The sequence below is a fragment of the uncultured Acetobacterium sp. genome, from assembly GCF_927416815.1.
GTDB lineage: Bacteria > Bacillota > Clostridia > Eubacteriales > Eubacteriaceae > Acetobacterium.
In genome coordinates this window covers 1-11,063 of record NZ_CAKMJU010000102.1, presented here as the reverse complement: position 1 = coordinate 11,063, position 11,063 = coordinate 1, and the positions used below count along the sequence as shown (strand labels likewise).

13 protein-coding genes are annotated in these 11,063 nt (G+C 41.6%); 10 read left to right on the top strand and 3 right to left on the bottom strand.

Features of this window, described 5'->3' with window-relative positions; translation table 11 throughout:
- The first annotated feature begins 126 nt into the window (after positions 1-126).
- From QZ998_RS13345 to QZ998_RS13310, 8 genes are all read left to right on the top strand, one after another.
- Complete coding sequence (locus tag QZ998_RS13345; protein ID WP_296561325.1) at positions 127-1,023, top strand: nucleotidyl transferase AbiEii/AbiGii toxin family protein; 897 nt, start codon at positions 127-129, stop codon at positions 1,021-1,023.
- Between the two features lie 17 nt (positions 1,024-1,040).
- Positions 1,041-1,805: an A24 family peptidase gene (locus QZ998_RS13340; RefSeq protein ID WP_296561324.1), complete on the top strand. Its 765-nt coding sequence runs from the start codon at positions 1,041-1,043 to the stop codon at positions 1,803-1,805.
- A 59-nt stretch (positions 1,806-1,864) separates the two neighbouring features.
- Complete coding sequence (locus tag QZ998_RS13335; protein ID WP_296561323.1) at positions 1,865-3,049, top strand: type II secretion system F family protein; 1,185 nt, start codon at positions 1,865-1,867, stop codon at positions 3,047-3,049.
- Between the two features lie 10 nt (positions 3,050-3,059).
- Positions 3,060-4,553, top strand: a complete 1,494-nt coding sequence (locus QZ998_RS13330; RefSeq protein WP_296561322.1) for a hypothetical protein — start codon at positions 3,060-3,062, stop codon at positions 4,551-4,553.
- Positions 4,550-5,329 carry a hypothetical protein gene (locus QZ998_RS13325; RefSeq protein WP_296561321.1) on the top strand — a complete coding sequence of 260 codons (780 nt, stop codon included), beginning with the start codon at positions 4,550-4,552 and terminating at the stop codon, positions 5,327-5,329. Before QZ998_RS13330 ends, QZ998_RS13325 begins: the two co-directional genes overlap by 4 nt.
- Before the next feature lie 114 nt (positions 5,330-5,443).
- Entirely contained in the window at positions 5,444-7,606 is a 2,163-nt protein-coding gene (locus QZ998_RS13320) for a hypothetical protein (RefSeq protein WP_296561320.1), read from the top strand.
- Between the two features lie 12 nt (positions 7,607-7,618).
- Positions 7,619-8,062: a type II secretion system protein gene (locus QZ998_RS13315; protein WP_296561319.1), complete on the top strand. Its 444-nt coding sequence runs from the start codon at positions 7,619-7,621 to the stop codon at positions 8,060-8,062.
- The gene (locus QZ998_RS13310) at positions 8,059-8,577 is read left to right on the top strand and encodes a prepilin-type N-terminal cleavage/methylation domain-containing protein (protein WP_296561318.1); all 519 of its coding nucleotides are present in this window, start codon (positions 8,059-8,061) and stop codon (positions 8,575-8,577) included. The genes QZ998_RS13315 and QZ998_RS13310 overlap by 4 nt, the downstream gene beginning before the upstream one ends.
- 149 nt (positions 8,578-8,726) lie before the next feature.
- On the opposite strand, the gene QZ998_RS16945 is transcribed toward QZ998_RS13310, so the two are convergent.
- On the bottom strand, positions 8,727-8,969 hold the full coding sequence (locus QZ998_RS16945; RefSeq protein ID WP_366512457.1) for a type II toxin-antitoxin system RelE/ParE family toxin: 243 nt from the start codon (positions 8,967-8,969) through the stop codon (positions 8,727-8,729).
- 62 nt (positions 8,970-9,031) lie between these two features.
- The gene (locus tag QZ998_RS13305; protein WP_296561316.1) at positions 9,032-9,292 is read right to left on the bottom strand and encodes a type II toxin-antitoxin system Phd/YefM family antitoxin; all 261 of its coding nucleotides are present in this window, start codon (positions 9,290-9,292) and stop codon (positions 9,032-9,034) included.
- A gap of 667 nt (positions 9,293-9,959) precedes the next feature.
- On the opposite strand from QZ998_RS13305, the gene QZ998_RS13295 reads away from it, so the two are divergent.
- Positions 9,960-10,223, top strand: a complete 264-nt coding sequence (locus QZ998_RS13295) for a type II toxin-antitoxin system Phd/YefM family antitoxin (RefSeq protein WP_296561315.1) — start codon at positions 9,960-9,962, stop codon at positions 10,221-10,223.
- Complete coding sequence (locus tag QZ998_RS13290; RefSeq protein WP_296561314.1) at positions 10,220-10,552, top strand: type II toxin-antitoxin system RelE/ParE family toxin; 333 nt, start codon at positions 10,220-10,222, stop codon at positions 10,550-10,552. Before QZ998_RS13295 ends, QZ998_RS13290 begins: the two co-directional genes overlap by 4 nt.
- A gap of 24 nt (positions 10,553-10,576) precedes the next feature.
- Here the strand turns inward: QZ998_RS13290 and QZ998_RS13285 are convergent, their stop codons facing one another.
- Positions 10,577-10,840 (bottom strand): type II toxin-antitoxin system Phd/YefM family antitoxin, encoded by a 264-nt coding sequence (locus QZ998_RS13285; RefSeq protein ID WP_296561313.1) that lies wholly within the window; start codon positions 10,838-10,840, stop codon positions 10,577-10,579.
- Between the last annotated feature and the right edge of the window lie 223 nt (positions 10,841-11,063).

Here is an 11,063-nt window from a genome sequence, read left to right as displayed (position 1 = left end):
AGTATTTTCAAATGCCGTGATGCGATACATTAAAGACCCGCAAAAGAATATCAGGGGTCTCTTTGAATATGCTGACATATTTAATATCACGAAAAAAGTTCAATCACAGATCGGGAAGTGGCTATCATGAGTGCTTCAACTGCGTCGATATTGGCAAGATTAAAGAATAAAGCAAAAAAGGAAGGAATTGCATTTCAGCAATTATTAAATCTATTCTTCCAGGAGGAGTTTCTAAGAAGGCTGGCACAGAGCAATTATCGAGAACAGCTCATTCTTAAAGGGGGATTTCTTTTGTATTCAATCAGCGACTTTACAACAAGACCGACAGTGGATGCGGACTATTTACTTAAGAATCACTCTAATAAATTGAATTCAGTAGAGAACTTAGTTCAATCGATATTGAATGAAAAGACCAACAATGAATTTATGAAAATTGAAATACGAGCGGCAGAAAGAATTAATGAGGTGAAGGAATACCATGGAGTCCGGGTGAATTTGACAGGCTACCTGGGAAATACGAGAACGCCCTTTAGCATTGATGTTGGTGTCGGTGATATCATTGTTCCATCGCCAGTCACAAGAACACTGGCTGTTTTGCTAGATGATTTTTCAAAACCAACCATTCTTACGTATTCTTTAGAATCAACGATTTCAGAAAAGCTCGATGCGATTATTCGCTTTATGGAAGCAACGGGACGAATGAAAGATTTCTATGATATTTATTATCTGGCAACCTCATTTGAGTTTGAAGGCAGAAAACTACAAGAAGCAATATATGAAACTTTCTCAAAAAGAGGGACGATTTATGAGCGTGATACAGTTCAAGTGATTGAACGATTGATTAAGAATGAAGCGATTATCCATAGATGGGGTATTTTTTACAAAAAGGTTTTAAAATATGAATTGGATTTTGGTGAGGTTGTCAGATTGGTCATCGCATTTATTGATCCACCTTTCCAGGCGATCGTTCACGAAGAAGAACTGTTTGGGAACTGGAATTCAGATAGACAGCGATATGAATAAAGAAAGGAAACTGCGCTATGGTTGCACTGATTCAATTCATTTTATATCTCTATAGCTTTATCATCGGCATCGTCATTGGCAGTTTTCTTAACGTGGTCATCTACCGGGTCCCCATAGAAGTGTCCTTTGCCAAGGGTCGGTCTTTCTGCCCCCATTGCCAGGCTCCCATCAAGGGCTATCACAATATTCCGGTCTTTAGTTACCTGTGGCTACGGGGCAAATGCGCTGATTGCGGTCAACCCATATCCATCCGTTATCCCCTGGTTGAACTCTTTACCGGGCTGATGGCGGTGCTGATTTTTGCAGTATACGGTTTTTCCTTTCAGTGGCTGGTGGTTTTCTCGGCCGCCGCCATTTTAATCTGCATTACGATGATTGATTTCGATACCATGATTATTCCCAATGGTTTAGTAATCGCCCTGATGGCACCGGCCTTACTCAGCTTTTTCTTTTTCCCCCAGCTGGGAATCCTGTCCCGGGTGATTGGAATTTTTATTATCAGCCTGCCAATGCTGATCCTGGTACTCTTTATTCCCGATGCCTTTGGCGGCGGCGATATCAAGCTGATGGCGGTAGCCGGTTTTATGTTGGGTTGGGGCAATACCTTGCTGGCAAGCTTTATCGGCCTGCTGCTGGGCGGGGCGGTAGCAGTGGTGTTGCTAGCCAGAAAAACTGAGGATAAACATATGGCCTTCGGCCCTTATTTATGCATCGGAATCATGACTGCATTATTATTTGGTGATCGAATAATTGGGTGGTATTTTAATCTTTTTGGGTTATAATATCTTAAGTTAAAATCTTTAATTCAAGTCTTAAATCAAAGTCAGTGACGGAGGGGACGATGCCTGTTTATAAATATACTGCAAAAAATATCCAGTCCCAAATTGTTAAGGGCAGCATGGAGGCGGCCTCAGCCGAGACAGTCCGGCGAACCCTGCGGCAAAATAATGAGTTTGCCTTAAAAATCGATGAGGTCCAGGAGCACCATAAGGTCTATAAACTAAAACCGATGGAAATATCGGATTTTTCCCGCCAGATTGCCAGTATGCTGGCCTCGGGGATTACGATGATCCGGGCCATCAAGATCATGGAAGAACGCGATATCAAACCAGTCATTAAAAAGGTTTACGGCAACCTCTATCAGGAAATCCAGCGGGGCAATACCCTGTCTTATGCCATGGAAGCAACCGGCGGCTCCTTTCCCGAGCTGCTGATCAATATGTATAAATCCGGCGAGGCCAGTGGACAGATGGAGGGCACCGCCCGAAAAATGGCTGACCACTACGAAAAAGAGCATAAGCTCCGAGGCAAAATCAAAAGCGCCATGACCTATCCGGTAATTCTTTTTGTGATTACCATTATGGTAGTGGTCTTGATCTTTACCCTGATCTTACCGCAGTTTTTTACCCTCTTTGAAGGGATTGAGCTACCGGCCATTACCCAGTTGATGATTGGCATCAGCAATTCGATGACCTCCTACTGGTATATCTATATTATTATCACGTTGATTCTAATTGTCCTGGGCGGCTTTCTAATAACGATCCCCAGTGTTAAAAGGGCGCTCGATCATTTCAAACTAAAAATCCCCCAGATCGGCAAGCTGATGAAGATTATTTATACCGCCCGTTTTGCCAGAACCCTGAGCTCGCTTTATTCTAGCGGTCTGGCCATGATCAATGCCCTGACCATCAGCGGCTCGACCATCGGCAACACCTATTTGCAGTCGCAGTTTCCCCATGCCATTGAACAGGTACGCAATGGCGAGCCGCTTTCGGCTTCAATCCAAACCATTCAGGGTTTTGATGCCAAGCTGGTATCGACCATCTATATCGGTGAAGAATCCGGAAATCTCGATGATATGCTAGAGGCAGTGGCGGATTCCTTCGACTACGAAGCCGAAATGGCCACCACCCGGTTAGTCACCTTTATTGAACCGGTGATGATTATTATTATGGCCGTAGTTGTTGGTGGCATCATGATATCGGTGATGCTGCCGATTATGACCTTGTACCAAAATATCGGATAGGAAGGCTTATATGCAGACACTTGTCTATTTTTCAAATGATGGCATCCAGGTCCTCCAGGGGATCGTAAAGGGTGGACGTCTTAACATCACCAATTTTAAAACCCTGCCAGTCGAGGCCGGGGCGCTGATCAATGGGGTTATCACCAATGAAGAAATGGTTAAAGAGACCATTGCTGACGCCCTTAAAAAAAGCCCCCAGCTCTTTAAAAATATGAAACTGGTCATCGACAGCAGTTTGATTGCGACCAAAAACGTCGAGGTACCCAAGCTTAAGCCAAGGGAACTAGCCGCCGTAGCGGCCACTGAGTTTGAAGATACAGCCGGCAATTATGACGCCCTGGTGGTCGATTATGGCCATATTCCCGGGCCAACCGGTAATAATCTGTTTTGCTGCGGGGTCGAAAAAAGGGTACTGGAGTCTTACATTACCCTCTTTTCCAATCTAAAAATTCAAATCAAAAGCATCGATGTCGGTCTAAATAGCCTGATCCAATATGTCACGGCAACCAAAGACTATAAGGGGATGACCTTTGCCCTGAATATTCTCGACGGGAAAAACCTGGTCTCGGTATTATTTGAAAACGGCATCTATATTTTTTCCAACCGTTCCCGCCTGCTCTCAGAAAGAGGAACCGCTGCCTTTGCCGATGAACTCTCCGGCAAGTTGTCATCCCTGATTCAGTTTAACAAATCTCAAAAATCCGAGCATACCCTCAATATGAGCCTGTATGCCGGCTTGGATGAGGATGAACTAAACGGGCTCCGGGCACTTAATTTTGATCCCGATCTCAATCTCTTTAGTATTCCCCAGACCCCCAATATCAAAAATGGCTTTGTGATCGACGAAACCTTTGATTTTGGCAGCTTTATTTATCCGATTGCCGGTTTTTTTGCTGGCATCAAACCGATCAATCTTTTTACGGCCTTTAAAAAGAGCAACGTGGTCAAGAAAGAGCTGCCCTTTGAATACAAGGCGCTAATCCTTCCGGTTGCCATGATCCTAATCTGCCTGATTACCTTTGGAGTTTTCTTTGGTCTAAAATATCAGGCTCAGGAAAAACTGGAGGCGATGAATGCCTATATCAGTGATCCCGACAATCAGGCCGAATATTTACAGGCCAAGGCCTTAACCGATCAGGTCAGCGCGATTCAAGCCGAAGTTTCCAATGTCGAAGCCATCAACGCGGCGATTAAGAGCAATCCCGAGCTGGTATCGGCGATGATGAACAGCATCGCAAGCCAGGGCAACAATGTGATTACGCTAAATTCGCTAGTCTATGACGGCAGCAGTGGAGCAATCCAAATTAGTGCGATTGCCGACAACGAAAAGGAAGCCGCCCGCTATATTGAGCGCTTAAAAAGCACCCAGTATTTTACCCAGGTAGAATACACCGGCTATGCGGAGATCTCATCAGCGACAAGTACATCAACCACTACCGCTTCAACAACCAGTGGATTTGGATTTGCAGCCGTTGCCTATCTGAAAGCAGGTGATAGCCAATGAAAAAACTGACCAAACGCGAGAAATTATTAATTTATATTTTAGGCTGCTTTTTGATTGGATTTTTCGGCATCTACTTTGTCATCTTGCCAAGCTACAACAGTTTTCAGGTGGTTAATGATCAGGCAGCGGAAGCCCAGTTTACCAAAGAATCGATGGAAATGGCCATCGATGCGATCCCCTCAACGATGCAGGCACGAGATGACGCCAATGCCAATCTGGACACGTTAAAAACACCCTTCCAACCGAAGCTAACCAATGAAGGGTTGGATATGCTGCTAACCCAGTTGAGTCTGGATTATAGTTTGTCCCCGAAAGTACTGGCGATCGAAAGCAATGAGTTGGCTGGGGTTGAGACATTTACCGCCTATACATCCGACGAACAGGCTTCGGCCGAAGTGGGAACAGAAAGTACAACAACCGATTCAATATCGACAGAAGATATAACCGCTGCTGCAAAAGAGGTGGTTAACGTTAGTGACGAAACTACTGAAACGACAACGACCGCCGAAAGCAGGGAATCGGAAGCGAGTGGGGATGGGGCTGAAACCTGGACTGGTGTGGTGAACATGGAGCTCACCGGAACCCAAACAAACTTTTATCGTTTGCTGGACGCCGTGGCGACCCGGCCGGATATGGTTATTAGCGCCTTTACAATTGCCCCGGAAGCCGTTGCGACAACCGCCGGAACAACGACAACCACCAATACCGTTCCGCAATTAAATGGCGGCAATATTACGATTAGTGTGACCTTTATGGTTTATATGGTTGAAAAATAAAACATTATTAAAAAGAGCGTATGGTCGATATTATTTAGATGGGCAATTGCTAGAAAGTTCAGTTAAGATCAGTCATTTCAAAATACAAACCATAGAATTGGGTGGAGGGCTACCGTGGGTGTTAGAATAATAGAAAAATTAAAGAACCAACAAGGCAGTTCATTGGCATTTGTGCTGATTATCGGCATGATTATCATGATCATGGTGGCCTCCCTGCTGGCCGTGGCCAACAGCGATTTTACCTTTACCCAGCAAACGGTTGAGAGCCGTCAGGCCTATATTGATGCCAAGTCGGTGATTGAGTATGGGAAGATAGAGATTAATGAGCGGGAAAAAGAATTATCTATCGCCTATAAAGCCTTAGTTGCGGAACGCAATAAAAAGGAGCCTTCAACGACAACAATTCAAAACCTCATAGCTGAGATAGAGGCATTAGAAGATGAGGTTACGACTATTTATGGCAGCGAAACAAATCCAGCCGGAACCTTATCTTTTTCAGATGATGGCACAAAAACTATAATCGGAAAGGTTTTTGTGAAGAAAACTGAGACTGCTGTCAATACGACAGATACCTCGCAATATATGTTTAAAGTTGAGACTGAAAATCTCAGGCGGAAGTTGGATTATCAGGTAGATTATAATTATGCAATGACCACAGGTGGAACGGGTTCTGGGACAGGAACAGGCTCAGGTTCAACTATAGTGCCGGATGCACAAATTATTATTAGTAATTTAAATAATTTAAAAACAACACTAATGACGAGCCCAGATATGAGTGGCTGGAAAACTACCAAAATAAATATTAATAATGATGGGAGCCAAACGCCCAAAACAAGATGTACCATTGGAACGCCGATTGAAAAGACATACCTAAGTCAGAACAATACACAAATTAATAATGATATGCTGACTGTTTCAGAAAATGGTTTGAATTTAAAAATTGACGAATTTAAATGGCCGAATAGTCCATCATTAACTTTATCTGCGAAAAACATTTGTTTCAATGCATACCCAAGTAATTCGGATGGGCAATCAACGTTTAACATAACAGCGGTCAGAAATGCAACCGTACCCAGTGAAATTCGTTTTACGCAAAACTATCTTCAAACGAATCGTAACAATAAAACCAATTTTTTAAAAGCTGATCATGTTATTTTTGAAGGCGACTTGACGATTGCAAATAACAGTAAGCTAAACATCGAATGTGACACTTTAGTGGTAAACGGTAAAATAGAGCTTAACGAGAGTAGTGAGTTTATTCTCAATGCAAACAACGTTATTGTTGAAGGTGATATTGATATCAAAAGCGCAGGGAAGCTTTCTTGGAATTGCGAAAACATTTTAATAAAGGGTAATGTTAATCCTAAAAGCAGTGCTGCGGTAATGGAATTTTTAGGTATTAATTATTTACAAACGGGCGCTATAAATTTAGCAAGTAGTAGTCAATTGACCGTAACGGGTTCAAATGCAAGTTCTAGTCAGATGAATGTTGGTGCGATTAAATCATATGAGTCAAATGCTTACAAATTAAACATCACTAAATTATGGTCTTTTACTTGTGAGGGGTTTAGCTTGAATAACAATTCATCATTGGTGTTGGAATCAAATGTTATCAAGATTAACGGCGCATTAACATTAGGCCCCCAGATAATTAATTCTACAATAAAAACTCAATATTTTGACTGCTCAGGGATGACAACAATTGACGATCTGACGGGCGATTTATTAATTAAGCGCATCGACTATAATAAACCATTGTATGTGCGTTTTGGAGGGGGATATACACAAACACAAAAAGCTTCAAATCAAAAAAGTGTGAATATTGGAGAAACTGATAAAAATACAAACAAAGGAGCAACATTAGTTGTTTTTGGACCGGGCGTATCAAAAGTGAATGTTGGTACGGCTCCAATAATCATGGGAAATTCTGCTAATGGTTATACGAAGGCATATCTTAATGTGATAGCAGATGATATTTGGTTTGACAGTACCTCGATTACGATGGTAACAAACCGCATTGGATTTTGGTATCAGGGCGGTGCAGAATCAAATGATAAAACAAGAATCCATATCGGTTCAAGTTTTTCCTTTGATGAAAATGATGTTGAAAAAGCTAGCTATATCGATGTTAAAACACCTAGTGGCAACCAGACATTTCCTCATATGCTTAAAAATGGAAAAGAAAGCGCTTATAATCCACCGGTCTTTGAAAATCCTCCTGGGTCATCAGGAGGTTCATCGGTTGTGATCTCTCCAGGTTCGGAAAAATACTATTAAGAGGTGCGCAACATGAAAAAGATAATTAAAGATCAGACTGGTGTCACCCTTATAGAAACAGTGGCGACTACGGCTATTATTGCCATTATCTTGGTCACCGTAATTGGGGCATTATTATATGGCCAGAAGATGGTTGTTTTTAGTGATTCAAAAAATAATGAAGCGGCTCAAGCTCAGGAAATGATTGATGAAATTATGAAACAGTTATCAGCAAGGACGGATCAGTCAGATCTTATCATTCCTGGGGCAACAAATGTAAATGGAACATTTTTTACCCCCAGTCAGTTAGCCCATTCAAGAAAGCAATATTATTATAAACCGGTTGATATAGACGGGAATATAGTTGCGGTTGATCCTGCCGTTGGCTATCGTGTTTATGTTCGGGTTTACTATAATAATGATCAATCTTATGTTGAGCTGGACGCATTTGCGAAAAAAGGAAGTGTCTTTCAATGAACAAGCAAAGTCGACGGAATGGTAAACAAGGATTCACGCTGATTGAGCTTTTGGTTGCATTGCTGATCACCGGCATGTTAATGGGTACGGTCACCACGGTTTTTTTGATGGCACAGAAAATATATACGCGGGGAGAAAATATTTCCTACAAACAGAAATCCATTACTAATATAGAAACTGATCTTCAGAATGCTTTGGCGAGGGCATCCTATGATGGAGTAGTAATTGATTATTCTAATCCAGGTGGGGATTATGCTATTGGTTTTAAGGATGGTGTTTGTGTGGAAGTAATAGGTGGTAATGTTTACAGTACAGACCAGATATCACAATTTGAGTTCACAGTGACGAATCAAAACAGAATGAATTATGTTATCACGCCTAAGGATGCCACTATGTCGCAACTAAAAGGTGGAATCATTATGAATAACGTAAAGATTCCGCCTTTTAGCAGTGAATCAATTGATAGTGGTAGTGGCACAAAGTATCTTGTTATTACTTACGAAACAGGTTCATAGGATCTTGCAAAGTACCAGTGCCTGCCACCAACTTATATGCCACCAACTTATAAACTTAAAGTCATTGGCAAAAGCAGCTTGAATAACAGCGATCGATTCATTGCGAAGCTGTGCCAGCCGCTAACTTATTTTTATGACGCGAAATTATTCTACAACTTATTTTTGTATAATTCTAATTCGTGAAAATAGCCCATGATAAATACGGTATGGGTTTCTTCTTCGATACGGAAAATGATGATATAATTATAATGCGGTACAAGTGCCTTTCGGTAACCTCGCGATTTCATAAGAAGTTCATCGGAAAATGCGTACATTTTGGGATTAAACTCCAAATTATCATAAACGCACTCGATTTCTGTTAGTAAACTTCCAGCTGCCTGTGGGTTTTTCAGTTGATAAAAGGTGACTTACAATATGATCAAGTAATGCCTCGGCACTTTCTGTTATAATGACGTTATAGCGCATAATTTTTCCTTAAATTATCAAGAGATTCCCTTGCATCCGTAGTTTTACCCGTATCAATCTTGTTTTCAGATAATTCCAGTTGATGATGCATGTTTAATTTTTTCATTGTCAATTCGTACAGTTCAACACTCATGATTACCATATCACCATAACCGTTTTTGGTAATATAAATGGGTTCTTCTGCAATATGACACATTTCAGAGATTTGGGATGTATTTTTTAAATCCTTAATTGGAATAATTTTTGGCATAATAGTCACCTCCTTAGGTTATGGCATAATTATACCATTATTGGGCCATGAAATCAACGGTACGGAGTCCTACACTGTGCCTGCCACCAACTTATACCACCACTTATAAACTTAAAACATTGGCCAAATCAGCTTCAATAAGTGCTTTGGCGGTGCCACTGCCTGATTGAAAAAAATCAGACAGTGGCACCATTATTTCAAATATCGTTTTAGTTCTTGATAGAAATTTTCACGTGACCCGGCCATGATTATGACAATGATGTCACCATTTTCTAATTGAGCTATGCGATAGGCAAGTTCATACAATTTAACTTCTCTCCCTGTTCCCAAAACCTAAAAATCCCTATACGCCCGTATATGTGCGTTTTACCGTAATTACTGCTTATTATTAAACCTTTCCATTTGTAGAAAAATATCAGGAACACCGGAAAACTGCTTTCAAAGTTGGCTACCGCCCCCGCCCCGGGACTGTTCCCACAACTGTTCCTACTATCCATTTACGGAACGGATCAGATGGACTGGAACAGCCAATGGGAACGGAACAAGCTAGGAACAAGCTTTGGGGAACAATGCAAGAAGTTACCGCACCAGCCATTAACTTATCTGTTTACCATTGACTACATAACAATATTCGGGTATAATTTTGTTATACAAGGAGGTGCTTACCATGCCAACAATCAAATCCAGTGCTGAACTGCGCAACAATTACAATGAAATCTCAAAATTCTGTCATAATTATTCGGAACCCGTTTTCATTACCAAAAACGGAAAAGGTGATCTTGCGGTAATGAGTATTGAAGCCTACGAGGAAATGAACAGCCGTTTTGAATTATATGGACTGATAAAAGAAGGAATGGATGACATTGCAAACAGCAATACCCGATCCTTCTCTGAGGCAATCGCAGCCATCCGGAACAGCCGTAAAAAATGACCTATGAAATTTTCATTACAGCGGCCGCAGAACGAGATCTTTTAAGAGCCTCCGATCATATCGCATTCGTTCTCAAAAATCCCCAAGCTGCCGACGACCTGCTAGACGAAGCTGAAGCACAGATCAATTCCCTTGCTGAATTTCCTGAGAAATTTAAGCTGGTGGATGATCCGGTTTTAGCTTCCTGGGGAGTCCATTTTGTCATGGTGAACGGCTACCATGCTTTTTATGTCATATCAGAAGCAACACATCGCGTTATCATTGTGCGTTTTCTGTTTCAGAAAAGCAACTGGACAGCGATCCTGCGTCAAGGTTTTTCATTGCTGTAAAAAACAAAGAGCGCCCGGATCAGGTTACTCATCTACCAGTGCCTCTAATTCTGCCAGCGATTTGACCACTACATTGCCCTGTCTGACTTGCTCGATGCTGCGATCAATCATATCGAGATACGCGGTATTTTTGGCTGTTCTCATGATCTCGTTGTATTTTACGAGACTCATGATGACAACATTCTTTTCATCTTTACGGGTCACAATGACAGTCTCATTTTCATCTGTTGCTTTATCACAATAGTCTTTTAGTTTGCTACGAAACGTTGAATAATTTATGGCTAACATTTTTTTCACTCCCTCGGTTTTATTTGTACCACTATTGAGGTCGCTTGTAAAGCACCGGCTTCTGTATGACACCGAAAGAAGGCGCTCGGGTCTGACCCCTGCTACTAACTTATATTTGTTGGCGGCGTCATACCATTAGAATCAAATGCATATACAAGGTGCCTTAAGTATTTCTTCCGATTTGTAGAAAAAATTAAGCGAAACCTAGTTGATGTCATTGAAA